Source organism: Rahnella sp. WP5, assembly GCF_000745615.1.
Taxonomy (GTDB): Bacteria; Pseudomonadota; Gammaproteobacteria; order Enterobacterales; family Enterobacteriaceae; genus Rahnella; species Rahnella aceris.
The window spans coordinates 83516-107575 of record NZ_JQJR01000006.1 but is presented as its reverse complement, the minus strand read 5'-3'; the positions used below and the strand labels follow the sequence as shown (position 1 = coordinate 107575).

Annotated in this window: 24 protein-coding genes; 11 read left to right on the top strand and 13 right to left on the bottom strand. The window is 51.9% G+C overall.

Features of this window, described 5'->3' with window-relative positions; all coding sequences use genetic code 11:
* Positions 1–18 precede the first annotated feature (18 nt).
* From EX31_RS03120 to EX31_RS03100, 5 genes are all read right to left on the bottom strand, one after another.
* A complete protein-coding gene (locus EX31_RS03120; RefSeq protein ID WP_037033354.1) occupies positions 19–816 on the bottom strand; it encodes a fimbrial biogenesis chaperone in 798 nt (265 codons plus the stop codon).
* Between the two features lie 19 nt (positions 817–835).
* Entirely contained in the window at positions 836–1381 is a 546-nt protein-coding gene (locus EX31_RS03115; protein WP_037033567.1) for a Csu type fimbrial protein, read from the bottom strand.
* An 8-nt stretch (positions 1382–1389) separates the two neighbouring features.
* On the bottom strand, positions 1390–1908 hold the full coding sequence (locus tag EX31_RS03110; RefSeq protein WP_037033353.1) for a Csu type fimbrial protein: 519 nt from the start codon (positions 1906–1908) through the stop codon (positions 1390–1392).
* A gap of 62 nt (positions 1909–1970) precedes the next feature.
* The gene (locus EX31_RS03105) at positions 1971–2516 is read right to left on the bottom strand and encodes a Csu type fimbrial protein (RefSeq protein ID WP_013576914.1); all 546 of its coding nucleotides are present in this window, start codon (positions 2514–2516) and stop codon (positions 1971–1973) included.
* Positions 2517–2929: 413 nt separating this feature from the next.
* On the bottom strand, positions 2930–4426 hold the full coding sequence (locus tag EX31_RS03100) for an MFS transporter (RefSeq protein ID WP_037033352.1): 1497 nt from the start codon (positions 4424–4426) through the stop codon (positions 2930–2932).
* A gap of 117 nt (positions 4427–4543) precedes the next feature.
* Between EX31_RS03100 and EX31_RS03095 the strand changes: the two genes are divergently transcribed.
* Positions 4544–5440 carry a LysR substrate-binding domain-containing protein gene (locus EX31_RS03095; RefSeq protein ID WP_037033351.1) on the top strand — a complete coding sequence of 299 codons (897 nt, stop codon included), beginning with the start codon at positions 4544–4546 and terminating at the stop codon, positions 5438–5440.
* A gap of 62 nt (positions 5441–5502) precedes the next feature.
* On the opposite strand, the gene EX31_RS03090 is transcribed toward EX31_RS03095, so the two are convergent.
* Positions 5503–7644 carry a glycoside hydrolase family 18 protein gene (locus EX31_RS03090; protein ID WP_037033350.1) on the bottom strand — a complete coding sequence of 714 codons (2142 nt, stop codon included), beginning with the start codon at positions 7642–7644 and terminating at the stop codon, positions 5503–5505.
* A gap of 450 nt (positions 7645–8094) precedes the next feature.
* On the opposite strand from EX31_RS03090, the gene EX31_RS03085 reads away from it, so the two are divergent.
* The 5 genes from EX31_RS03085 to EX31_RS03065 all read left to right on the top strand — a co-directional run bounded on the left by EX31_RS03085 (position 8095) and on the right by EX31_RS03065 (position 12790).
* Positions 8095–8538 carry a winged helix-turn-helix domain-containing protein gene (locus tag EX31_RS03085; RefSeq protein ID WP_037033565.1) on the top strand — a complete coding sequence of 148 codons (444 nt, stop codon included), beginning with the start codon at positions 8095–8097 and terminating at the stop codon, positions 8536–8538.
* A 22-nt stretch (positions 8539–8560) separates the two neighbouring features.
* Positions 8561–9103, top strand: a complete 543-nt coding sequence (locus EX31_RS03080) for a glycoside hydrolase family 108 protein (protein WP_015690389.1) — start codon at positions 8561–8563, stop codon at positions 9101–9103.
* A 142-nt stretch (positions 9104–9245) separates the two neighbouring features.
* Positions 9246–10187 (top strand): LysR family transcriptional regulator, encoded by a 942-nt coding sequence (locus EX31_RS03075; RefSeq protein WP_037033349.1) that lies wholly within the window; start codon positions 9246–9248, stop codon positions 10185–10187.
* Between the two features lie 262 nt (positions 10188–10449).
* Positions 10450–10716 (top strand): phage holin family protein, encoded by a 267-nt coding sequence (locus EX31_RS03070; protein ID WP_037033348.1) that lies wholly within the window; start codon positions 10450–10452, stop codon positions 10714–10716.
* Positions 10717–11005: 289 nt separating this feature from the next.
* Complete coding sequence (locus tag EX31_RS03065) at positions 11006–12790, top strand: chitinase (protein WP_037033347.1); 1785 nt, start codon at positions 11006–11008, stop codon at positions 12788–12790.
* A 94-nt stretch (positions 12791–12884) separates the two neighbouring features.
* Here EX31_RS03065 and EX31_RS03060 read toward each other — a convergent pair whose 3' ends face one another.
* The 4 genes from EX31_RS03060 to EX31_RS03045 all read right to left on the bottom strand — a co-directional run bounded on the left by EX31_RS03060 (position 12885) and on the right by EX31_RS03045 (position 16522).
* Entirely contained in the window at positions 12885–14021 is a 1137-nt protein-coding gene (locus EX31_RS03060) for an aminotransferase class I/II-fold pyridoxal phosphate-dependent enzyme (RefSeq protein ID WP_037033346.1), read from the bottom strand.
* A gap of 44 nt (positions 14022–14065) precedes the next feature.
* Positions 14066–14890, bottom strand: a complete 825-nt coding sequence (locus tag EX31_RS03055; protein ID WP_037033345.1) for an amino acid ABC transporter permease — start codon at positions 14888–14890, stop codon at positions 14066–14068.
* Complete coding sequence (locus EX31_RS03050; RefSeq protein WP_015690384.1) at positions 14890–15708, bottom strand: transporter substrate-binding domain-containing protein; 819 nt, start codon at positions 15706–15708, stop codon at positions 14890–14892. Before EX31_RS03050 ends, EX31_RS03055 begins: the two co-directional genes overlap by 1 nt.
* Positions 15709–15862: 154 nt before the next feature.
* Positions 15863–16522: a DUF1345 domain-containing protein gene (locus EX31_RS03045; protein ID WP_037033343.1), complete on the bottom strand. Its 660-nt coding sequence runs from the start codon at positions 16520–16522 to the stop codon at positions 15863–15865.
* A gap of 155 nt (positions 16523–16677) precedes the next feature.
* On the opposite strand from EX31_RS03045, the gene EX31_RS03040 reads away from it, so the two are divergent.
* Together EX31_RS03040 and EX31_RS03035 are read left to right on the top strand one after the other, a co-directional pair.
* Positions 16678–17970 carry a hypothetical protein gene (locus EX31_RS03040; protein WP_037033341.1) on the top strand — a complete coding sequence of 431 codons (1293 nt, stop codon included), beginning with the start codon at positions 16678–16680 and terminating at the stop codon, positions 17968–17970.
* Positions 17967–18605, top strand: coding sequence for a LysE family translocator (locus EX31_RS03035; RefSeq protein WP_037033336.1), 639 nt, complete (start codon positions 17967–17969; stop codon positions 18603–18605). Before EX31_RS03040 ends, EX31_RS03035 begins: the two co-directional genes overlap by 4 nt.
* Here the strand turns inward: EX31_RS03035 and EX31_RS03030 are convergent.
* A complete protein-coding gene (locus EX31_RS03030) occupies positions 18592–19398 on the bottom strand; it encodes a helix-turn-helix transcriptional regulator (protein WP_013576899.1) in 807 nt (268 codons plus the stop codon). The two genes, EX31_RS03035 and EX31_RS03030, sit on opposite strands and share 14 nt — an antisense overlap.
* Before the next feature lie 607 nt (positions 19399–20005).
* Between EX31_RS03030 and EX31_RS03025 the strand changes: the two genes are divergently transcribed.
* On the top strand, positions 20006–21367 hold the full coding sequence (locus tag EX31_RS03025) for an APC family permease (protein WP_037033563.1): 1362 nt from the start codon (positions 20006–20008) through the stop codon (positions 21365–21367).
* Between the two features lie 50 nt (positions 21368–21417).
* On the opposite strand, the gene EX31_RS03020 is transcribed toward EX31_RS03025, so the two are convergent.
* On the bottom strand, positions 21418–21741 hold the full coding sequence (locus EX31_RS03020; protein ID WP_013576897.1) for an AzlD domain-containing protein: 324 nt from the start codon (positions 21739–21741) through the stop codon (positions 21418–21420).
* Positions 21738–22406: an AzlC family ABC transporter permease gene (locus tag EX31_RS03015; protein WP_013576896.1), complete on the bottom strand. Its 669-nt coding sequence runs from the start codon at positions 22404–22406 to the stop codon at positions 21738–21740. The genes EX31_RS03020 and EX31_RS03015 overlap by 4 nt, the downstream gene beginning before the upstream one ends.
* A gap of 98 nt (positions 22407–22504) precedes the next feature.
* Between EX31_RS03015 and EX31_RS03010 the strand changes: the two genes are divergently transcribed.
* Both EX31_RS03010 and EX31_RS03005 read left to right on the top strand, forming a co-directional pair.
* The gene (locus tag EX31_RS03010; RefSeq protein ID WP_013576895.1) at positions 22505–23053 is read left to right on the top strand and encodes a helix-turn-helix domain-containing protein; all 549 of its coding nucleotides are present in this window, start codon (positions 22505–22507) and stop codon (positions 23051–23053) included.
* Positions 23054–23183: 130 nt separating this feature from the next.
* A complete protein-coding gene (locus EX31_RS03005; RefSeq protein ID WP_037033335.1) occupies positions 23184–23840 on the top strand; it encodes a hypothetical protein in 657 nt (218 codons plus the stop codon).
* Positions 23841–24060 lie beyond the last annotated feature (220 nt).

The following is a 24060-nucleotide window of genomic DNA, read 5'->3' as shown; positions in this document are numbered from 1 at the left end:
TCGTTGCGGCTCCTGCTGTTACTGGCCGCGTGGAATGACAATCGGTTGGGTGTTATCGGCAATCTGCGCATTGAGTTGCGCCCCTGGCGTCACACCTGCGGGCACCGGCCAGCGCATTTGTTGTCCCGGCAATACATAACCCATAAAGCCGCCCACCATGGTTTTTACGCCTTGTTTCTGGTTACCCGTCGCCGACCAGAAAACGTTACTCAGGCGCGCATGGACGAGGCCGGTATTACCCACCTGCAAATAGGTTTTCCCGCCCTCGGACACCGTACGCCAGTTGAGGATCGGGCGCGTCGCCGTGGAAGGGTCGCGTTTGATATCCGCACGATCGTTGGTCCACAAATTGCCGCCATCCATAAACAGCGGCAGTAAATAACGCATCTGCAATTGCAGACCGACGACCGCTTTGTCCTTCCCCTGCGCGGAATCGTTCAGCGGAGAAGGGATTTCATCAATAATGATGCGATACGCCTGCTCGGTATTGGCCGGAACCGGGATATTGCGGATCAGGCGGATCAACTGACGCTGTCCCGGTGGCACGGTAGCAAATGGCGGGCTGGCGACCACGTTGGTCTGATCGGCATACTTCTCGTTAAAATTCTCCTGCTTCCAGGCCAGTACGCGCACCTGCAAGGACACCGGTTCCGCGCCACGGTTTTCCAGCCACAGGGCAGATCCGTTCTGATCGGATTCAATAATCTGATAGACCGGCCAGACCAGCACCGAACTGGCAGCCTGTGCATTCACGCAAGACAGAAAGGCACCGAGCAATGCGGCGGTGGTGAAAAGGCGTAGAAACAGTGTCTTCATATTTTTATATCCTGATGATTCAATAAGTTAACGTAACAGTGACGGTATCGGTATACGTCCCGGCGGAAGGCAGAGGGGTCACAGCGTATAAACGTGCATAAACCGGGTAGGTTTGCGAGGTATCCGGAAAACTGGGGATGGACATCACCAGCGCGCCATTGCCCCAGACCAGACTGCGGGCGGCATCGCGGAAAAGCTGGTAGCCCAGCAGATCGGTATTGGTGGTGTTTTGCATATAGCGACGTGTGGCGGTGCCGCCGTGAGTGCCGTAATCCATGGCAATACTGACGGAGGTACCCGGCGTGCAGGTGACGACCACGGAACCTGCGCCCGCGCTGCTGACAATATCGACGTTGCTGGCGATGTCCGACAGGGAGCCGAAGTTGAGGGTGCCGAGACTGGAGATCGGGCTGGCAAGCGAGCTGCCAAATACGCAGCCATTGGTGAGGGTCGCCGAAACGGTAAACGTCGTGGTTGCCGTGGCGGCACGCGCTGAACTGCACAATATCAGCAGCAATAACATCATCGGTAATAACACGGGCGGAAAACGCAGGCTGGCAGGCATCGTCACCTCTACCAGGATACGGTGACATTCACCGTATCCTGATAAACACCGGCGGCAGGCGTGGTCTGTGCCGGAACGCGGCCATAGACCGTGCTCCACTGATCCGCGCCGTTACCGGTGCCGCTGACGCCGGTGGTGTTGTCCCACACGGTGGTGCGTGCCGCCGAGGTGTAAAGGTTGTACTGCAACGTCTCGGCGCTGTTGGTGGTATTGACCATTCTGCGGGCGGTAACCACACCGCTGCTGCCGCCATCCATGACAATTTTGTAGGTCAGCCCGCTCACACATTTTACGCGGATCGAACCCGCCAGTTGTGTGCTGGTAGCATTCACCGCGCTGGTGAGCGACGCATAATTGCCAAAATTCAGCGTACCGAAACGGGTGCTGCCGGACGTCGTGGTTCCCGCTTCACAGGCGGGCAGCAACGTGGCACTGATGCCTATTGTTGCCGCCTGACTCAGCGGAATGTGCAACTGCACCGACACCAGCAGGGTGGCAGGCAGTAGCCGCAGTACCTTGATGTCCATGATTTTTCCTTCCTTGAACCGAAAGCCAGTCAGAGCCGGACCCGGCGCTGAGGGAAAAACGCTTACCAGGAAAGAGTGGCAACAACGGTATCGTTATAGGTTCCTGCCGCCGGCGTGGTGCTGGTCTGGTCAGCAGGCAGCACACGACCGTAAATCGGGATATTTTGCGCCGTGGTCCCTGTGGTGAGCGTAATTGGCGTATTAATCGCGATTTCGGTGGTACGTGCGGTATCGGAATAGAGGCGGTAAGGAATACTGTTGCCGCTGGATGTCATGGAACGCAGCCCGCCGGTTGCCGCCAGTCCGCCGTTCAGTGACAGCGTTGGGGTCAGTCCTGTGCTACAGGCGATGGTGACGGCACCGGTGCCGTCAGCGCCGAATACGGTCCCGTTAATAACGCTGGTCAGATCCGCGTAGTTACCAAAATTCAGCGTACCCCACTGGTTGGTTCCCCCCGTTGATGTGCCGTTACCGACAGTACAACCTGTGCTGATGGTGAGCTGAACGCCTACCTGGCCTGTTAAGGTACCGGCGGCCTGTGCACCTGCGACTAAAGTCAGCGTCGCCGCAGAAAGCACGGCCAGTAATAATGATTTTTTTTCGCCCATGATGACTCCCAAAATAACTTACACGGATGTGTATTCATGCAACGGCGTTGCATGTGGAAATCCTCTGGTGGTTAATAGTTAACGCAAAAAACGGCAAGAAAAGCCGGTAATAAACAGCGTGCAGGCCGGGTATTATGTTTTCCCTTCACAACGGAGCGGAGCCCTGACCTTATGTGCATGATGAAAAACGCAGTCATGGTTAAATATAAGTTAATAAATTTACCTTAAGGGACTCTTTTCATTATTTTTGTCAATAAGGATAAAAATTCTATAAATTACAAATTATAAAATTTTAATCCTGTTTATATTGATTTTTATTGGTTAATTATTGTGTTACCTAAACAAAAAGATGAGGGCGTTTAACATTTATTTTTGTATGGACATGGGTTTCTTCCCGCGATTGGTTAACAGTGCTACTGATGTTTACCGCGCAGCGCCAGCAACACCAGCAGCGCAGAGAACAGCGTAATCGCCATCAGACACAACAGTAAGGGATGCAATGAGACGGCATAAAGCTGCTGAAGCTGCGCCGTACTGGCTTGTGTAATAAGCTGTTGTGCCACGGTAAGATTACCGGTCGCCAGCCGTTGCGCCGCCTGGCTGATGGCCTCCGGACTGATCGCATCGCCGGTAAAGCGGGCCGCCAGTGCGTTGTGCGTTAACATCGACAGAATAGCGCCGACAATCGCCAGCGAGATGCCTTCTCCGGCCACGCGTGTGGTGCTGAAAATGCCGGTTGCCATGCCCGCCCGTTCTTTCGGCACCACGCTCACCGACAATCCATCCATCAGCCCCCATGGCAAACCGGTACCGATGCCGACAACCACCATCGGCGCAATCATGCCAGTGACATCCTGCGCCAGCACCGCCTGACTGAGCCAGCCCAAACCGGCGGCGGCAATCACCAAACCTGATGTGCACAACACGCCTGCCGAAATCCAGCGCGTCAGCCACGCGGCCAGCAGTGGCACAATCAGCATCGGGACAGAAAGTGCCATCATCATCAGCCCGGCGCGTTCTTCGCTCAGTCCGGAGACCCCGATAAACAGCATCGGCAACACCACCAGCAGCACCACGAAACAGAAACCCGTCGCCAGCGGAAGTGCCTGCACACCGATAAAACGGATATAACGGAACAGGGATAAATCCAGCATCGGGTTTTTCACCCGCAGCTCAACAACCACAAATACCGCCAGCAACAGCGCCGCGCCTCCCAGCAGGGAAAGTACCCGTGTACTGTGCAGACCAGACTGTGGAATTTCCATCAGCGCCCAGGTCAGCAATGCCAGCATGGCGGTAAAGGACAGCGTCCCCGGCCAGTCGATGCCGGTTGCCTGCGGATTCCGCGTTTCACGCATTTTTCCGGCGCCCGTTATCAGGGAAAGAACGGCAATCACCGTCGCGGAGAAAAACACCGAACGCCAGCCGAAGTTTGCGATAAGCACGCCCGCGAGAAAGGGGCCGAAGGCCAGTCCGACGCCAAAACTGCTGCCCATCAGGCTGAAAGCCCGGGTACGCGCTGCGCCATCGAATTCCTGCGCCAGAGCAGCCGCACCACCGGCCAGCGCACCGGCAGCAGCAATACCCTGTGCGGCGCGCAGTAAATCAATCCACAGCAAACTGCTGCTGAAAGCCTGGAGTAACGACAACAGCGCAAACAGCGAAACGCCGCTGACGAACACTTTTTTGCGCCCCAGTTCATCGGCCAGCGCCCCGGCCGCCATCAGAAAACAGCCGAATGTGAGCATGAACGAATTGGTGATCCAGCTCAGTGCCTGGGCGCTGCCGCCAAGTTCACGGGCAATGGCGGGTGTTGCCACCGCACCGCTGACAAAATTGAGCGGCAAAATTACCGCCGCCAGACACACGGTAAATAGCACCTGCAGGCTGCCTGATGAAGATGAGGTCATTGTTCGCTTTCCTGATATTGGGGTATAACAGTGATGATAAATTGTCTTGAATATGGCGGAAACAGGCTGTAAGTCCGAGAATTACGGACTAAATCGCTCGAATAAACAGGAGTGAAAATGGAAAATCTCAACGGCCTGCTGGCCTTTGTTCGCGCTGCCCAAAGTCAGAGTTTTGCCGCAGCAGCGGAGCGCATGGGCATTTCGGCCTCGGCGGTGGGGAAAAGCGTGGCGCGCCTTGAGGAAAAACTCAGTGTGCGACTCTTCAACCGCAGTACGCGGCGTATCAGCCTGACCGATGAGGGCCAGCTATTTTTTGAACGCTGCCAGCATATTGTTTCGCAACTGGAAGAGGCAGAGCAGGAACTGGTAAGGATCTCTGCTGTGCCGCGCGGCAAATTACGCATCACCGCGCCGGCCATCGGCTATCGCATACTGCTGCCGCATTTGCCGGAATTCCGTCAGCGTTATCCCGATGTCGAGCTGGATCTGGATTTCAGTGATCGCATGGTGGATGTCATTGATGAAGGATTTGATATCGCCATCCGCAGCGGGGAACTGAACAGTTCGCAGATGATGTCGCGCCGCCTCGGGCCGTTTCGTTTTGCGATTGTCGGCGCGCCACATTATTTCGCCGGACATCCTGCGCCGCTTACGCCTGACGACCTTTATCAGCACGCTTGTTTGCGCTACCGCTTTCCGGGCAACGGACAATGGCAGGAATGGGAGATGACCAGCGTGACACCGCCGGAACTGCCGCTGGCACTGAGCAGTAACAATCTGGAGTCGATTTTACAGGCGACGATACAGGGACTGGGACTGGCGTATGTGCCGGAATTCATCGTGCGGCCATATCTTGAATCCGGTGAGCTTATTTCGGTACTGCCTGCGTATCTTAAAGAAGGCGGGAAGTTTTCGGTGGTCTGGCCGAGCAGCCGCCATATGCTGCCAAAAGTGCGGGTGTTTATTGATTTTCTGACCGAAAAACAGGTCCTGGGAGATATCACAACCGCATAAAAAAACGGGGCACAAGGCCCCGTGAGAATTTTTAACGCGCATCAGAACATGTCACCAAGAGATCAGATTTGCTTCCACTGTGACCATTCGCCGGTAAATTCGGCTTTGCCCGGCTGATTGCCCTGCGTCCAGTAGTTGGCCTGGTAGTCTTTACCGTTCAGGCTGACTTTGTCGCCGGTGTTGTACACTTTGCTGGCATCCCAGGTGGCATATTTGCCCGCCGGAGAAGGCGTTGGTGTAGGTTCTGGCGTTGGCACAGGCGTTGGCACAGGCGTTGGCACAGGCGTTGGCACAGGCGTTGGCACAGGCGTTGGCACAGGCGTAGGTTCTGGCGTAGGTTCTGGCGTTGGCTCCGGTGTCGGTTCCGGTGTTGGCTCTGGCTCAACGGCTGCGTTACCCAGCACTGTTACCACGATGCTTTTCGATACCGATTTTTCACCGTGTTCATCGGTGACTACCAGTGTGAAGTTGAAGTCAGATTTACTGACCAGCTCTGGTGCGGTGAAGTCTGCGGAGGCCGCATCGTACGAGGACAGTGCGATGGCGGCTGGTGCAGTCCATTTGTAGGTGAGTTTATCGTTGTCTTTATCGGCAGAACCTGCCGCGCTCAGACGCACTTTGGCACCGCTGAACACCTGCAGGGCAATATCACCGGTAGGCGCAGTATTGGTTTCTGAAGGGACTTCATCTTCCGGAACCTGACCGTCGATATTGACACCTTCAAAGTAGAAAGGCGCCATATCGATAACCTGATTCTGGATAGTACAACCCAGACCTTCGCGTGCCGCATTGACCAGCAGACCGTTGTCCTGATCGATAGTCCAGGTGAACAGTGCGCCCAGTCCTTTTTCAACCACATAACGGCCTTTTTCACGCACGGTACGTGGGGTATCAATGGACATGAAAATGCCGGTGTCTTTGTTATAAAGATAATCAGCATCAGCGACCTGATCGGTATACACCTGGAAGCCATTGCGTCCTGACTGATTTTCCAGATCCAGGTAGTTATTCACCATGTCGTACCATTCGGTGGTACCGCTTTCGAATGTACCGACAGTGGTTTTACCTTCAACAGGAGTATAGGTACCTTCTAAAGGAGAATAGCTTTCCAGTACCGCATTTTGCGCGTTACGGGAATAGGCCGCATAGCCGACATTCATGCGGTCAGCCGGGAACCCTTTCGACAGCAGATAGTTAATGATGGTGTCAATGCCCCAGCCGCCTTCAACCAATGCATGTAAATTGGTGTGATGCGACAATTTTTCTGCCCACGGCGTACCGAAAAAGTCATAGGTCATCAGGTTAACGCCGTACAGACCGGCTTCAAGCAGGGCCGGAACGTTGGATTTTTCCAAAATAGTGACCACGGCGGAGCTGGCAATACTGATTTTTACATCAGAACGTTTGATGGCGGCCATCTGTTTGGTGATTTCAGCAATCAGCAGCGCATAGTTCGCGCCATCATTATCATCATACGGGTTGTTATTCCCGGTGTTGCCCGGGTATTCCCAGTCGATATCCACTTCGCTGAACATCGGGAAACGGGTGAACAGACTGGCAATACTTTTCGCGAAGATGGTACGACCTTCTGCGGTTTTTGCCATATTGTGGAAGCCGTTACTCAACGTCCAGCCACCAATACTCATCGAAAGCACCAGATCATGACCCACTGCTTTGGCGCGTTTTTGCAGGTCACGTAAGCCACCGACCAGACCTTTTACATTGGCTTGCGTCGCGGTGGCCGGAGAAAGTTCCACCCAGCCCGGATTGTCCAGGTTGTTATTGACGGAGGAGCCAAAGTCACCCCACGGATCCAGGAACGTCGCCTGATGGGTGGTTTTACCCAGTTGTTGTGCGGCATTGGCCACGGTATTGGCTTTTTCACCCTGGTCACCAACAATCCCAACGAAACCAAAGATGATTTTGTCGTAAGCAGTCGGTGGAATGTTTGCGAGGTCAAAACCACGGCCACGGGCTTCTTTGCCAGCCTGCGAATTCTGCAGACGGCCATCATATTGTGACCAGTCGGTGTAATAGCCAAATACTTTTGGCTTATTCGCCGTATTGTATTTGTTATAAACCGGTTTCGTCACACGTGCCGACGTATAGCTGTAATTTTCAGTTTCTGTGGCTGGATTAAAACCGTCCAGAGTATAAGAGGATTGGGTTAACTCATCGGTCTTAATGATTTTGCTGGTAGACATAGTGTTTTCCTAAATTTTGAATGAGTACATAAACAGCCGGTTGCTGCTGGTGGATATATTCGATCCGGAAATAAAAACCGACAAATCATATTGAGATATAAATAAAATTGACTAATATAAAATTTATGGTTGTTTTTTGAACGGCGAAATTTAGCGGGTTTTATCGTCATCAATAATCACGTTGATGATAAAAAGACATATCACAAATTAATCATAAAAAGCATTGATTTTCAGCTTGTTGAATGCTTTCTGCATGTTGAGTGACAATTAAGTGGTTTTTGAGTTTTACTTAATATCCCCCCGTTTTTTTTGATTCAGTCACATCTTAACTAAAATACTTAATATTAATCCTATTGCCTGTGGTGAAAATAATAAAAACAGATACGCTTAATCATCAGCAAAGATTAAGGGGCAGCTACAAATGGCTGAAATAATGGAGGGGAGAGGATGATGGCTGTATATCTTATAAATGGCGAATATGTCTTTAATGAAAAAACCAAGGAGTTTAAAAAACTTCACAGTGATGTGAATATTAAACTGACCTCAATGAGAGCACGTTGCCTGAGTTATATTATTGAACATGCAAAAGATGAAGTGATCGAAAAAGAGGCCATCTCTGTCGCGTTATGGGGAAGCCGCAGTAAATTCACCAGCGATGCCAGTTTGACCCAGACCCTTTATTTAATCCGTCGTGATCTTAAATTTGCCGGGCTGGATGAATTCTTCATTACTGTGCCGAAATCAGGCATTCGTGTCAGTACCTCGGCCACTGTGGAAGTCATGGAAGAGAAGGTATCACCGGTTAAGAACCTCAGACCGTGGATACTGATGTTTGGTTTTTTGGTGTCGGTACTGTTGCTCGGTACCGCGTTGTTTCTGACGTTTCAACTTTAACTGTTGTCCGGAGGAAGACCTTATGTTTACCAACCCTGTGATTAATTCCGTACTGAAAAACGAAGGTGGCTATGTAGACCACCCGAATGATACCGGTGGCCCGACGCATTGGGGTATCACCGAAAAAACGGCCCGCAGTTATGGCTATACCGGAAAAATGACCGATTTCACGAAAGAAGATGCTTATCTGATCCTTGAAAAGAATTACTGGTATCAGCCGGGATTCGACAAAGTGTATGCCATTGCGCCAGGTCTGGCGCTGGAACTGTGCGACACCGGCACCAACATGGGACCGGCAGTGGGTATCCGTTGGTTGCAGCGCTGGCTGAATGTATTTAATCACGGTGAAGCATATTATGGTGATATCGTCGTGGACGGCAAAATCGGCCCCGGTACGCTAAAGGCGTTAACACAGTTCATTGAGAAGCGTGGCACCGAAGGAGCGGGCGTGTTAATCACTTCTATTAATTGCAGTCAGGGGCAACGTTACCTGGAGTTGGCAGAAGGGCGTAGTGCGAATGAGTCGTTTGTTTACGGCTGGATGAAGGGGCGGATAACGCTTTAAATATGCTCGGGATATGTGATTAATACGTACGCAACTCAAAACGCTTCACAATATTAAAGGTGGATTTTTATGAAAACTGAATGCATAAAGAGCTGTATTATTTATTTCGAAGCAAACGCCCCCTTTATCTGGAGAGTAAATAATGAACGAGTCAAGTACAATTAACTTTGATTACAATCTTATCAAGATAATGAATGAAGTGATTGTTTCTGGGAATATTTCAAAAGCAGCAGAAAATTTGAATCTTACACCTTCCGCAGTAAGCTTATCGATAAATAAGCTCAGACGACATCTGGGTGAAGAACTGTTTTACCGCACGGCTACGGGTCTGAAACCCACCGCCACTGCGCTGGATATCCATGATTCTTTTGTCAACGCCATTACGATTATTGAAGATGTTTTACAGTCCTCAAGAACCGAAGGGCCATCGAGTGCCATATTGCGGGTAATGTGTCCGGATGTTCTGGAGGACTATTATTTTAACCGGATGTATAAGAACGAAAGTGGAAAGTCAGTAAAGGTCGAATTTTCTAATTCAACGAATATTAAGAGTGATGAAATGGTAAGGAGTTTGTTACAGGCAAATATCGATGTTGTTATTTCGCATCATGCTCTAAATCATGAGAAAATCACCTCAATAAAAATTGATGCCATGGATGAGTTTGTTATCCTGTGCGGTGCTAGCAGTTTATTGTCCAACCAGAGAGAACTGGCGTTAATGCATTACTACGCATTACCTCACGCTGTCTATAACGACGGTATTTATAATGATTTTACCGGTCTTCTCGGCACGACGTTGACGATTAACGCACCTTACGCGGGTCTGGTTAAAGTCATTTACCGCTCTTCTTCCATCAACGGTATCATCAGCGCGCTCGAACGCAGTGATATGCTCACTGTGTTACCCAGGGTGCTGGCGGATTACTTTATCAGGGAGCGGCATTGCAAGTTAAAGTGCTTTGATCTACCTAAAGAAATTTCAATAAAGGACTCCCCGGTCTACATGAATTACCTTTCAAACAGCAGTAAGCGACGCTATGTTCATCTGGTGATGTCACAGCTGAAAAGCGCGGAATCAATATGAAGGATGTGGCAAGAAATGCAGTTAACGTGATTTAAGAGAGTGTTTGTTTATTTTTTAATGATTTTTTTAATAAAAAATCAGCGCCGGATTGTTAAAATTAATTATTGAGCTGAAGTGATTATTGCTTTGATGATGGCGGATTATCATTGTCGCAGTTATCTCAATCTTTATTAGTTAATCTATGAGGTTTTTCGTCATGATCAGTCTTCATGCTAACGAAGTTGTGTTTATATAATTTGAGTTATTAGTTTCTATATTAGTTATGTCATCCTGGGGTGGCCTGGTGCGATTTATCATGCGCTGCAAAAGTAAGCCCACTGTGGAGGATGTTTATAAATGTTTTACGCAAATCGTTGTGTCGTGTTTCACAGGTTTCCTGCTAAGCATCGTTTTCATCGAAAGGGATATGGGTTTTAACATGATCCTGATGACCTTCGGTATAGGCGGTGTGTTAGGCGGGCCACTATTAATTCTGGTAGGGGACCGGGTGAAGAAATTGGCGGGAACTTTTACACTGGCCCAACGGTAAACAACTTTATTCACTAAGTATTCAAAGTTTGTTCATAAGTATGTGGACTGATTCCGGGTGATCAGTCCGCATTTTTTATTGTTCTTCGAATAAATTTATAAGTGGTTTTTGATAAATATCATCCGTTTTTTATGATGTTTATGGCTTTGTTTTTATTAGCCTGTATGCGCTTATGCGATTAGCCTTTTGACTGACAGGGCAGGGGGCAGTACAGAAACTCTGACCGGTTAATGTTATGCAGAAATAATTTTCAGCATTTAACTTCGACTATTTATATAAGGTTGTCCTTATGCGCAGAACTAAAGATAAATACCTTTTGAATCTTATTACACTCTCCTGTCTGATGGCCTGTGTTGCTCCGGCAATGGCAGCCGATACGTCGGATCCCTATGTCATCAAAGAAAGTGATCTGATTAAAAAAGAAAACAGCCTGACTCAAAACCCGCTGATGCAGGAGGTTAAGGCGTCTATCCGCACACTGGATAATGCTTCCGTCGATAAAATCGCCCCCGGCCGCAGCGATAACCCGGCTAACGTGAAGCGGGTGGACAGCATTCTGGGCGGTGATAAGTGGGAACACATTTTCCCGCTGCGTGACCCGAGCTATACCTACACCAAATTCCTGCAGGCCATCGGCAAGTTCCCGGCCGTGTGCGGAACGTATACCGACGGACGCGATTCGGATGCCATTTGCCGTAAAGGCCTTGCCACCATGTTTGCACACTTCGCACAGGAAACCGGCGGCCACGAGAGCTGGCGCCCGGAAGCCGAATGGCGTCAGGGGCTGGTCTATCTGCGAGAAATGGGCTGGAAAGAAGGGCAGAAAGGCGGCTATAACGGCGAATGTAATCCGAATGTCTGGCAGGGACAAACCTGGCCTTGCGGCAAAGATGCCGACGGCGATTTTGTCAGCTACTTCGGTCGCGGTGCCAAACAACTTTCTTATAACTATAACTACGGCCCGTTCTCCGATGCGATGTTCGGCACGGTCAGAACCCTGCTTGATAAACCGGAGCTGGTGGCTGATACCTGGCTGAACCTTGCCAGTGCGGTGTTCTTCTACGTCACGCCGCAGGCACCGAAGCCGAGTATGCTGCATGTGATCGACGGCACCTGGCAGCCGAACGATCGTGACAAAGCCAACGGTCTGGTGCCGGGATTCGGCGTGACTATTCAGATCATCAATGGCGGTGTTGAGTGCGGTGGCTCGCAGGAAATCGCGCAGGGCCTGAACCGTATCTCCTACTACAAAAGCGAAGCGGAATACCTGAAAGTGCCGGTTCCGGCTAATGAAGTGCTGGGCTGTAAAAACATGAAACAGTTTGATGAAGGTGGAGCCGGTGCGCTGCCGCAGTACTGGGAACAGGACTGGGGATGGTCATCAGAAACGCCAACTGGCCTGACGTATTCCTGTCAGCTGGTCGGTTATCAGACACCGTTCTCCGCGTTCAAAGAGGGCGATTACAAACGCTGCGTCCAGCACTTCTTTAACGTGAAAGTGGTCGATGATGCCGGTAAAGAAGAAGCGGTGACACCTGCTCCTGAACCGACGCCAGCACCAACACCGGAACCGACACCAGCCCCGGCTGACGGCAATTCCACGCCGGTGGCAAAACTCTCAGGTCCGATTGGTGATGTGGAAAGCCAGGCGAATGTGACGCTCAATGCAGCAGAATCTACCGACGCTGACGGCGATAAACTGACCTACAGCTGGTTGCTGCCGAACGGGTCCACCCTCGCCGGTAACGATCGTGAATCGCTGAGTTTTGTCGCACCCGTGGTCACCACTAAGCAAAGCTTCAACTTTACCCTCACCGTGTCCGACGGGAAGAAAAGCAGTGTGGCCACCTACGTGCTGACGGTCACACCGAAGGTATTGCCGATCCCTGATGAAGGCACCAGCACCGGCTGCGCTGACAACTGGGATGCCGGTAAAGTGTATAACGGCGGAGAAAGTGTTAACTGGAAAGGTAAGGAGTATCTCGCGAATTACTGGACTCAGAACAATGAGCCAGGTAACCCGTCGTTCACTGGCGAATGGTCACAGTGGAAAGAGATCAAAGCCTGTAAGTAACGTGTAAGTCATTAACAAATCAATGGCAAGTCCGGTTTCCGTTCATCGGGGAAAACTAAAATGGGTGCGATTTCCGCGCCCATTTTTTTCATCCTTACTGGCCGCGTTTGTCCAGCCATCTCCCCGTTTCGCCCAGGGCTTCATCAAGATTTTCGCGACCAAAACCTATGCGCAGGAAATCTTCAGACACCCTGTTCAGTTCTGATGCGTAGGCGACAGAAGGGATCACCATCACACCGGCTTCTTCCACCAGTTGTGTGGCAAAGGCTTCTGCGCCTTGCTCACCGGTAAAACGTGGGAACGCCAGCACACCGGCTTTCGGCACGCTGAGCCTGAACAGGTGCGGGTATTGCGCCAGAAATTGAGTCAGTGTTACGAGCTGGCGGCGCGAGCGTTCCATCACCCGTTCAAGGATCGGTGCGCGGGCATTGAGTGCCACCGTGGTGAGAAACTCACCGGGCATGGAATTACAGATCGACAGATACTGCTTCATGCGCTCGAGTTCCCGCATCCACGCTTTATCCTGACAGGCCACCCAGCCGATGCGCAGCCCCGGTAATCCGTAAGCTTTTGAGGTCACGTTCAGCGAAATGCCACGTTCGTAAATATCCGCCAGTTGCGGCAGCCGGTCTGCCGGATCAAACTCTGTCAGCCGGTACACTTCGTCCGAGAAAATCCAGATCCCGCGATCGCGGCATAACACGATCAGTTCGTCGAGTTGCTGACGGCTAATCAGCGCGCCGGTCGGATTGTGCGGAAAGTTAATCACCAGCACTTTGGTATTGGCGCGCAGCGCGTCGCGGACTTTGCCGGTATCCAGCGCCCAGTCGTTATTTTCATCAAGCGCCACGCCGGTGACGTCACACAGCGATAACGGCACGCTTTCCAGCGACTGATAATTTGGGGTGATCACCACGGCGTGATCGCCGGATTTGAGCAACATCTGAAAACTGGCGTAAATCGCTTCGTCGGCACCGGCAAAACTGATGACGTCCTGCGCGGTGACATTTTTATAGGTCGAGGCGATGGCGTCGAGCAGTTCCGGCGTTCCGCGCAGTGGCGGATAATCCAGCATGGTCTGCATGAACGGCGCGCGGTGCTCTTTCCCTGCCAGTTCAAATAACGTATCCAGGCTCATCGATTCAGGATAGGAAGAGGACAGCGGAAAACGCACAGCGTGTTCGAGGCGCGAGAGATAGCTGATTAAACGGAAATCTTCAGGAAAAGCCATGATATACCTGCGATAAGAAGTCAGAGCATTTGAAAATAAAAAGTTTAGCGGCGGTGGCCTTGTGCAAAACGGCGCTCAAGGCGGCTTTGCAGCAGTTCCAGCACGATCGACATAATCCAGTATATTGCCGCCGCAGTCGCCAGCATTTCCATATAACGGTAGGTGCTGCGCCCGTAGGATTGCGCCAGAAAATTCAGCTCCCACAGACCCATCAGTGACACCAGAGACGAATCTTTCAGCATCGAAATAAACATCGACCCGGCGGGTGGGATAATGATGCGCAGTGCCTGCGGCGCGGTGACGTGAACGGCCACCGTCCAGCGTGACACGCCGAGCGCCAGCGCGGCTTCCTGCTGACCGCGCGGCACCGAGAGCACGCCGCTGCGGATAGTTTCCGCCAGATACGCGCCGTAGTTCATCGACAGAGCGATAATGCCCGAGCTGAGCGCCCCGAGCACAATTCCCACCTGCGGCAGCGCCAGATAGATAATCAGCACCTGCACCAGCAGCGGCGTGCCGCGAAACAGCGAGGCGTAAAACGTCGCGCAACCAAACGCCAGCGCATTTTCAGACATCCGGCCGAGCGCGGTAATCAGGCCAATCAGCAGACAGAAAAACATCGAGCAGGCGGTGATCATAATGGTCAGCGCCGCACCCTGAATAAAGCCGTCCGGCGACAGGCGCAGGCCAAGCAGGAACGGCAATTTCTGCCCAATCAGGCTCCAGTCCAGCCCCATTTTGCTGAACGCGCCGAGCAGCAGGCTGAGCAAAATCAGCCACGTCAGCCCGGTTTTAAATTTAAACGCATGTGCGTGGTGCCAGCGCTCCGGCGTTTCCACTTTCGGCTGGCTGTCCGGGATTTGTGGCATTACGGTACCTCGTGGGTAATATCTTCACCCAGCCAGTGCTGAGAGATTTTCGCCAGCGTGCCATCGTCGCGCAGCGATTTGATGGTATCGGCCACTTTCTTGTCCCATTCGGCGTCACCTTTGTCGGTGGCTACCCAGTTCGGTTCAGCATAAAGCTCGGTGACAATTTTAAACACCGGCGCACGTTTGATGCGGGCATTCGCGGTGGCTAAATCTGACACCACGCCGTCGAGGCGCACACCCGGCCCGAGCGCCAGATTCTGGAACGCCACTTCTTCGTCGCTTGGGATCACGTGTACGTTATCGAACGGGAATGTGATGGGTTTGCTGCCCGGGATCACCAGCGTTTTTTGCAGATAGGTTTCGTAGGTCGAACCAATGCCGACGCCAATCTTTTTATTGCTCAGATCGGCCGCCGATTTAATGCGGTCGTCTTTCTTATTGACCACTAAGACCGCCGGAGAGTTGTAATACGGCGTCGGAAAATCCAGTACTTTGGCGCGCTCGGTGTTTGGCGTCATCGAGCAGATACAGGTATCCCAGCGACCCTGCCATTTGCCGCCGACAATCGTTTCCCAACCCGGTGCGATGATTTCAAGTTTTACGCCCATGCGCTGCGCCACCGCTTTCGCCACATCCACGTCAAAACCGGCCAGCTGGTTATTATCATCAATAAAACCAAACGGCGGGTAATCGTTAACGATCGCATTGCGCAGCACACCGGTTTGGGTCACGCGATCCAGCGTCGCACCGGCAAACGAGGCAGCAGAAAACAGTGTGGCGGCAAGGAGAGTCACAGCTACAAACGGAGTGCGCATAAATGGAGTTCCTTAAACGTAACCAGAATGGGAATTTATTGTGAAAACCTACACTAACTTTTAGACGTATAGAAGTCTAAATTAAACCTTTTCTGACTTACAGTGAACTCTGCGGGAAATCCTCCCAATGACAGCGCATTACTTCAACCCGGTGTTAACTCAGTAATCCCGCCCCGACGTTAATGGACAACCCTAAAATCGCCAGATTAAAGACAAAGGAAATGACCGACTGCAACAGGGCAATCTGGCGCATATCGGTGGTGCCGGTCGCGACGTCGGCGGTTTGTGAGGCGACGGCGATGGTGAAGGAGAAATAGAGAAAATCCCAGTAGCCGGGCTGCTCAGGCTTTTCCGGGAAGATCATCGGCGTGATGTCTTTTGTCTGCCGCAGATAGTGATGATGCGCGTAATGCATGGCGAAAGAGGTCGGCAGCAACGCCCACGAGGCAATCAGCGTAGTCGCGGTCAGCAAGATATGCAGGGTTTTTGCGCTTCCCGTCAGCACTTTAAGCGAGCCGAGTTCCATCAGGATCGCCAGAATGCTCACCAGGCAGGTGAGCGTGACCAGCGTCAGCACCAGACTGGCGCTTTCATCCTGCGTTTTAGCGATGTGCGGGATATCCTTCGCTTCGGTGCGAAGCATGCGAAACCACAGAAAAAACAGATACATCCATGCCAGCACATTCCAGCCAATCATCAGCCGCTGCAAAATTCCCAGATGCGGGGGAAGCGCGAAGAAGCAAATCAGACCAGCAACAATAGAAATCAGTAAACGGCCACGAACGTGCAGATAATGGCGCAGAGAGAAACTCATGATGTCAGGCACCTGGTAAAAGAAACGGGGATAGATTAACTGTAGTCGCCGGGGGCAATATCCGGCGTGCAGACTTATGCGCAATTTCTTCCAATACCCCGCCGCAGGGGAGTGTTTAAGTAGCTTCTCTCCATTGCGCTCAAGGGTTTGAAACTATGTTTACGACATCATTTTGGCCAGTCGCCCCGGCATATCAGGTATCCATGATGGATCTGGATGCCCCGGAAAATTTAAGTCCTAAAGCTTTGCAAACGATTCATTATTGCCTGCGTCTGACCGAAGCCATCAACCAGCTGGAAGCGGCCTGTGAAAGCCGTTTGCTGGATGCCCTGCGTGAAGAGATGTCGATTCAGTGTTTCCGTTTAGCGCCGCTGTTTGATGATCCCGATACCCGGCGCGGACTGTTTTTACGGGCGGAAATGCTGGCAGATGACAGTTGCGGAAAAACGGTATTACCGCAAATTGCTGGCCTGAAGGAACAGCAACTGGTGCTGGGCATCGGTAACACGTCTACCTGGGTGGGGAAATCCAAACAGAGTTTTTATTCGTCGTGGTTTGGTGAACCTGCCCCGGTTTTGCAGGAAGTTTCCGACGTGATGGACAGCCTGTTTCCGGAAAGCTTACTGTATCTGCAAAAGGAAATCGCCGCCGATTTACTGGCGATGCCGGGCTGCGCATACAAAATTATCAACCTCTTTGGCATTGCCGGTGAAGCCAATACCTATCCCAAACATTTTGCCTATTTCTTCCCGGAAGACGAGGGGCTGAAGTATTCGCCGGTCAAACGCACGGTGGTGTTTGCCAATACGTATCAGCAATTGTTCGAGCTGTTTTCACGTACCGAAGCCGCCAAAATGGGCTGGGCCGAAGACATGCTGCCAGACAGTGATGTGTGCCAGCGTTATCTGATTGCCTGGTTCCGCGGGCACGACCTCGGGCATTCTCTGGTGCGTAACGAGAACGTCTTTCCGAAACTCAGCAAAATTGATCGCTGGGGATCGATGATAGTGCAGGAAGCGCTGGCCGATCAGTTTGGTTTACTGATGTGCCTCACGCCGCAGGTGGCCACCGGTTTGCAGCTCGACCGGACCGTGCTGGCGCGGATCTATTTCCTCGAAATGTTGCGCTATCTGCGCCGCGGCCCGTCAAGTTATCCGGATGCTGGCGCGGCCTGGATCCAGTTCAACTATCTGCGCGAACACGGTTGCATTGAGCTGTCGGCGGAGACGCTTGATTTCCATCCGGCGCTGTTTTACCCGCAAATGGCCGATCTGACCCGCCTGATGAGCGAAGCGCTGCTGGGGGGCGATGCGGAGCGTGCGCAGGCGTTCATGCTGCAACATTGTCCGCACACTAATCCGGAAGATGTCGAAATCCTGATGGCGCGCCTTGGTACAACCAATGACATGATTGAATACAACCAGTTAATTAAGAGAGTCCCGTTATGATGCCGTTTTCAAATGGATTTTTACTCAGCCTGTCGCTGTGTCTGGACATTGGGATTGCTAATATCGCCATGATGACGCTGGCGATGCAGCGGGGGTATTTTCATGGATTCTGGCTGGGCATCGGCACCTGCATCGGCGACTTAATTTACGCGGTGCTGGCGCTGGCCGGGATGACCATTTTGCTGCAATACCAGAGTGTGCGCTGGGTGCTGTGGGTCGGCGGTTCACTGATGCTGATGTGGTTTACCTACAAAATGATCCGCGCCGCACTCGCGCCTGCGGAGGATCTGAGCGCCGGTGACGGCGCGCAGCCACGTTCTGTTATTCGGAATTTTGGTCGCGGCATCGTACTGGCGATGTCTTCACCCACCGCTATTCTGTGGTTTGCCGCCGTCGGCGGGGCGCTGATCTCCCGCATGGGGCAGGGAAGCACGGCGAATGCCTCGTGGTTCCTGGGCGGCTTCTTTATTGCAGGCGTGTTCTGGACGATGGTGATCTGTTCCGTCGGCAGCCTTGGCGGAAAAATGCTGGGCACCAAAATGCTGAAATATTCTTATGTGGCCTCAGCGGCGATCTTCTCTTACTTTGCGCTGTATGTGGTGATCAGCGGTTATCGGGAGTTCATCTTGGTATAAGCACCTGCGATGCGTGAAGTGACTGCGAATAAAGATGGGGAGTGATCCCCATCATCTTACGGAACGTATTGATGAAATGGCTTTGATCATAAAAGCCCAGCCCTATCGCCACATCCAGCGCATTATTATTTTTACGCAGCTGATTTCTGGCCTCGAGCAAACGCAGTTGCATATGGTATTGCAGCGGCGGCATGCCGATGTGCTGGCGGAACAGGCGGACAAAGTGAAACTTGCTCAGTCCGCTGATTTGCGCCAGCGTATCGAGATGGATTTTGCGGGTCAGATGGTCGCGCATAAAATCGAGCGCCAGCGTAATCGGCCGCAAAGACTGTTCCTGCTCTCTGGCGGGTTCTTCCAGCAATGCCCCCAGCAGCCACAACAAATTTTGTTCCTGATCGTCGTCATTCAGCGTGCGTTTGTAATGGCACAGTGCCGAAAACAGCGCGGGATTACTCAGCACGCCTTCGGTTAACACCGGCGCGCAGTGATCGGAACGAAGATTGTGATCGACCGACACCTGACGCAGTAAAGCCTGCGGAATATGCACGCTGAGAAATTCGACCTTGTCGTTACCGAACAGCGACGACTGAACGGTGGCCGGGTTGTAAATCGTGATATCGCCGCCGCGCACAAGTTCGGTTTTGCCGTGCAGCCAGATTTCTTCCGTACCGGTCAGATTGGCACTGATGACATATTCGTCGTGAGTATGACGCGGAAATGAAGAATTGCTCGCTGTCAGGTGCGAGCATTCAATCTCATTAGCCATCGTCCATTCAGAAATAGAAAGAGACACGTTGCACTCCGAAAATCTTTGCTGTGCGGAAAAGAGGCTACATTGGTTTTTCTTATATGAAATTTATAGCACAAATTGTTAACAACAAAAGCGAGGAAAATTCATCTCTCATCGCAACAGGCTAAATTTTCAGATTTTGCCCATTAGTCAATCCGGGCAGCGGGACCCGGCGGAATGTTGTATGAATGTTGATTAATAGCCGCAGACGTTATTTTCACCCACGCGCTGCCGATATTTGATAACGGCAATAACGGGGAATTCATTTTTGTTTTACAGGATAAAAACAATTAGCAAAACCACCGGCAAACGACTTTTGCAATACGTGCTCGTTTTGACTGCCTGTTTTATTTATTGACCGTGTTTATTCTTATCCGGCTTGTAAATTCAATACTTAATAAGGCAAAATATGCGCCCCGCAAAACGGGGATGACTCATTTTTCGTTCATTGCACTACGCATTCTTCATTAAGCAAACCTTCAAATACCAGAGGCCGGGCTAAGTACCGGATAGATATTTACTTTCAGATACCGACAGTCTTGTCGCAAGGAATCATAAATGGTGCAGCACTCTTTATATGCAGCGTTCTCCGTCATGGGAAATCAACATCATGTCGGATAACCTCGTCACAGGGTCCCCTTCCCGCGTGGAATTACGTAAAAGCCTTACGCTGATTCCGGTTGTCATGATAGGTCTGGCCTATATGCAACCCATGACACTGTTCGATACGTTCGGTATTGTCTCCGGCCTGACGGACGGCCATGTGCCGACGGCGTATGCCTTTGCGCTGATCGCCGTGCTGTTCACCGCGCTGAGTTACGGCAAGCTGGTGCGCCGCTATCCTTCCGCCGGTTCTGCGTATACCTACGCGCAAAAAGCCATTCATCCTGTGATCGGTTTTATGGTCGGCTGGTCGTCGCTGCTTGATTACTTATTCGCGCCCATGATCAATATTCTGCTGGCAAAAATCTATTTTGAAGCGCTGGTACCGTCGGTGCCGTCGTGGATATTTGTCGTCGTACTGGTCAGCTTTATGACGCTGTCGAATTTGCGCAGTATCAAAACGGTCGCCAACATTAATACGCTGGTTGTTGTCTTGCAGATTGTGCTGATCACGGTGATCACCGGCATGGTGATTTATGGCGTGAATCACGGCACCGGCTATGGCACGCTCGCCAGCACCCAACCGTTCTGGGGTGAAAATGCGCATACCGTGCCGATGATTACCGGCGCGACCATTTTGTGTTTCTCCTTCACCGGTTTTGACGGCATCAGTAATTTGTCGGAAGAAACCAAAGACGCAGAACGGGTGATCCCGCGGGCGATATTCCTGACCGCTTTAATTGGTGGCGTGATCTTTATTGCGGCGACCTATTTCCTGCAACTCTATTTCCCGGATATCTCCAGCTTTAAAGACCCGGACGCCTCACAGCCGGAAATCATGCTGCAGGTGGCAGGCCGGGCGTTCCAGTTTGGCGCGCTGATTTTCTCCAGCATCACCGTGCTGGCCTCCGGTATGGCAGCGCACGCGGGCGTTTCCCGCCTGATGTATGTGATGGGCCGTGATGGCGTGTTCCCGAAACGCTTCTTCGGTTATATCCATCCGACATGGCGCACCCCGTCTTTCAACGTGCTGCTGGTCGGCGCCATTGCCTTGCTGGCGATTAATTTCGATCTGGTCACCGCCACGGCGCTGATTAACTTTGGTGCGCTGGTGGCATTCACGTTTGTGAACCTGTCGGTGATTTCGCAATTCTGGATCCGCGAGCAGCGCAACAAAACCGTTGTGGATCATATTCAGTATCTGCTGTTGCCGCTGTGCGGTGCGCTGACCGTCGGTGCGTTGTGGGTGAATCTGGAAGAAGGCTCGATGGTGCTCGGCCTGATCTGGGGCGCAATCGGCTTTATCTATCTGGCCTGCATGACCAAAAGCTTCCGCAATCCGGTGCCGCAATACGAAGACGTGGCGTAACTCATCACCGGTGTGAAAATGGCTCCTGCGGGAGCCATTCTTGTTTCTGCCTACTGAATGCCGAACCCGCGCAGCAGCGCCGTCACTGCTGCTGCCGCAATAATAATCACCATCAGCGGCGCTTTTCTCCAGGCTAAAAACAACGCCACGCTGACGCCGGTGACCCGCGCGTATCCGGCGAAATGCTGACCTTCGAACAGCGCCGACGTAGCGGCCACCGCCAGCAATAAGGTGGTCGCCGCATCCGATAACATTGTCTGAGTTGCAGGGGAGAAATTCAGGCGTGAGCCCAGCCGGTAACCGGCCACGCGCATCAGAAATGTTCCGGCGGCGAGCACCGCAATTCCCGCGATCATCAGGCTGTGTGAGGTCATTTTCGGTTCCTCCACGCCAGCAATCCGAGCAGGGAAAACAGCACCGGCATACCAGCCGGAACGAAAGGCACCGCAGCCAGCGAAATCAGCGCACCGGAGGTAGCGGGTATGCGCGTTCTGCGGCTGCGCAGCGCCGGGAAAATCAACCCCAGCAAAATGGCCGGGAACACGGCATCAAGGCCGATGGCTTTGATATCCGGAATGAACTGGCCGATGTACGCCCCGGCCATCACACTGACCGGCCAGAATAAGGCGATACCTGCACCGCATAACCAGTAGGCGGTTTTGCGTTTTTCATGGGTAGATTGCGAGATGCCAAACACCACGCTTTCATCGTTCATGATGTGACAACCCAGCCAGCTCATGGCTTTGCTGCCGACCAGATCCTTCACCGCAATCCCGAACGGTAAATGGCGCGCATTGACCAGCAATCCGGCCGCCGCCGCCGCAAACGGGCTGCCACCCCCGCCGACGATGGCGATAAATAGAAACTCCGACGCCCCTGCCAGCACCAGCAGCGAAAGCATCAGCGGCACCCACAGCGGGAAACCGCCTGCGACCGCCAGCGAGCCATAAGAAATGCCGACCAGACCATCGGCCAGACACACCAGAAAGATGGCTTTAAGCACATCATTCCCCAACGGTGAAAAGAAACGTGCAGACATAATTTCATCCCATAACGAACAAGTATCCATTATAATGAACGCATCTGCATCGTTCTTCAAGTCGAACGATCGTTCGTTATACTGATCATGAGGCGGTTATGTCACAACCTATTAGCGTTATTTCGAAGGGACTGGTTCGTGAACGCCAGCGGGCTGGCCTGTCACTGGCGGAAGTCGCCCGCCGTGCCGGTATCGCCAAATCGACGCTTTCCCAGCTTGAAGCGGGCAACGGGAATCCGAGTCTGGAAACCCTGTGGGCGCTGTGTGTGGCGCTGAACATTCCTTTTGCGCGACTGATGGAGCCGGAAGTGAATAAAATGCAGGTGATCCGCCGGGGTGAAGGTCCGGCGGTAGTGGCCGAACTGGCGGATTATAAAGCGGTATTACTCGCGACCTGTCCGCCCGCTGCACGCCGGGATATTTATCTGCTGACCACGCAACCGGGCGCTGACCGTATCTCCAGCCCGCATCCGCAGGGCTCGGTCGAGCACATCATCATCACCCAGGGACGCGCCCTCGTCGGGCTGGTTGACTCACCAGTGGAACTGAATGCCGGAGATTACATTTCCTATCCCGCCGACGTCGAACATATCTTTCGCGCGCTGGAACCGGACACCATGGCGGTGCTGGTATCGGAGCAGAGTTAAGGTTTTGTGTTAATGATCAATCTGTGATCCCGGAGGTACTGCGCGGCAGATATATACAATAAAGAGTCTGGTTGCTGAGTTATTAATACCCTACAATTTGCGCGGGAATTATTAATGGCTAAGGGATGACATGGCTGACATTGATGATATTGCAACGCGCATTGCCGGGATTATTCTTTCCCCTGATTCTGTATATGGCCTGATAAACGGTGCACTGACCGTTCCGGTTGATTTTGGATACATGGTGTATGGGATATTTGATACCGGTTCACGTTACATACATGAAACGATGCGAATACGTATGGCGGATGCCATCAGAAACGACATTCTGAATCATCACCATATCTCTGAAGCCGTTAAGCTGGTTTTTACCGAGTTTAATAAATATGTTTCAGAAACTGAGCAAGACAAAATTTACAGGGAGGTTTTTACTTCATTCATTGGACGAATGGGAACCAACATAATAATTGCGCTGATAACTGCCTCAGTATTAGAACGAGTCTCTTTCATCTCTGCCAGTTTTCGCTATCAGCCGATATCTGCATTAACCGGCGTTTTGCTAATAGGAGGCATGACAGAGCGTTCAATACGAACATCAGAAGCTCTTGAAACTGAGGATCCTGAAGTCTATAAACTCCTCAGACCGAGGGATTACGACCTTCTATATTTTTTGTTTAAGCCTTCAGTACAACCCTTTGTCGATGCGATACATGTCAGGGTGACACAGGGGGAATCCGCATTCAGAAAGATAATGGACACGGTGAGGAGGAAACTCAATGCCGCATAATAACCCATTTATACAATTTATCCGGTCCCTGCTCTACATCGCTTATAAGATAATTACCTTCACGATAAGTCATAGTCTCGAAGCACTTATTGGCCCACTGATCGTTATTGGCTCAATACTTTGCATTATGTTTATCGAACCCTGGCCGGTGAAGTTTGTCAGCATCGGAGTATGGCTGGTGTTTCTCTATTTTCTGTCTAAGGCGATTGATAAAATCACT

Coding starts and splice junctions, on each gene's coding strand:
- EX31_RS03120 (WP_037033354.1), bottom strand. CDS start 816: ATGAAGACACTGTTTCTACGCCTTTTCACCACCGCCGCATTGCTCGGT.
- EX31_RS03115 (WP_037033567.1), bottom strand. CDS start 1,381: ATGCCTGCCAGCCTGCGTTTTCCGCCCGTGTTATTACCGATGATGTTA.
- EX31_RS03110 (WP_037033353.1), bottom strand. CDS start 1,908: ATGGACATCAAGGTACTGCGGCTACTGCCTGCCACCCTGCTGGTGTCG.
- EX31_RS03105 (WP_013576914.1), bottom strand. CDS start 2,516: ATGGGCGAAAAAAAATCATTATTACTGGCCGTGCTTTCTGCGGCGACG.
- EX31_RS03100 (WP_037033352.1), bottom strand. CDS start 4,426: ATGACCTCATCTTCATCAGGCAGCCTGCAGGTGCTATTTACCGTGTGT.
- EX31_RS03095 (WP_037033351.1), top strand. CDS start 4,544: ATGGAAAATCTCAACGGCCTGCTGGCCTTTGTTCGCGCTGCCCAAAGT.
- EX31_RS03090 (WP_037033350.1), bottom strand. CDS start 7,644: ATGTCTACCAGCAAAATCATTAAGACCGATGAGTTAACCCAATCCTCT.
- EX31_RS03085 (WP_037033565.1), top strand. CDS start 8,095: ATGGCTGTATATCTTATAAATGGCGAATATGTCTTTAATGAAAAAACC.
- EX31_RS03080 (WP_015690389.1), top strand. CDS start 8,561: ATGTTTACCAACCCTGTGATTAATTCCGTACTGAAAAACGAAGGTGGC.
- EX31_RS03075 (WP_037033349.1), top strand. CDS start 9,246: ATGAACGAGTCAAGTACAATTAACTTTGATTACAATCTTATCAAGATA.
- EX31_RS03070 (WP_037033348.1), top strand. CDS start 10,450: ATGTCATCCTGGGGTGGCCTGGTGCGATTTATCATGCGCTGCAAAAGT.
- EX31_RS03065 (WP_037033347.1), top strand. CDS start 11,006: ATGCGCAGAACTAAAGATAAATACCTTTTGAATCTTATTACACTCTCC.
- EX31_RS03060 (WP_037033346.1), bottom strand. CDS start 14,021: ATGGCTTTTCCTGAAGATTTCCGTTTAATCAGCTATCTCTCGCGCCTC.
- EX31_RS03055 (WP_037033345.1), bottom strand. CDS start 14,890: ATGCCACAAATCCCGGACAGCCAGCCGAAAGTGGAAACGCCGGAGCGC.
- EX31_RS03050 (WP_015690384.1), bottom strand. CDS start 15,708: ATGCGCACTCCGTTTGTAGCTGTGACTCTCCTTGCCGCCACACTGTTT.
- EX31_RS03045 (WP_037033343.1), bottom strand. CDS start 16,522: ATGAGTTTCTCTCTGCGCCATTATCTGCACGTTCGTGGCCGTTTACTG.
- EX31_RS03040 (WP_037033341.1), top strand. CDS start 16,678: ATGTTTACGACATCATTTTGGCCAGTCGCCCCGGCATATCAGGTATCC.
- EX31_RS03035 (WP_037033336.1), top strand. CDS start 17,967: ATGATGCCGTTTTCAAATGGATTTTTACTCAGCCTGTCGCTGTGTCTG.
- EX31_RS03025 (WP_037033563.1), top strand. CDS start 20,006: ATGTCGGATAACCTCGTCACAGGGTCCCCTTCCCGCGTGGAATTACGT.
- EX31_RS03020 (WP_013576897.1), bottom strand. CDS start 21,741: ATGACCTCACACAGCCTGATGATCGCGGGAATTGCGGTGCTCGCCGCC.
- EX31_RS03015 (WP_013576896.1), bottom strand. CDS start 22,406: ATGTCTGCACGTTTCTTTTCACCGTTGGGGAATGATGTGCTTAAAGCC.
- EX31_RS03010 (WP_013576895.1), top strand. CDS start 22,505: ATGTCACAACCTATTAGCGTTATTTCGAAGGGACTGGTTCGTGAACGC.
- EX31_RS03005 (WP_037033335.1), top strand. CDS start 23,184: ATGGCTGACATTGATGATATTGCAACGCGCATTGCCGGGATTATTCTT.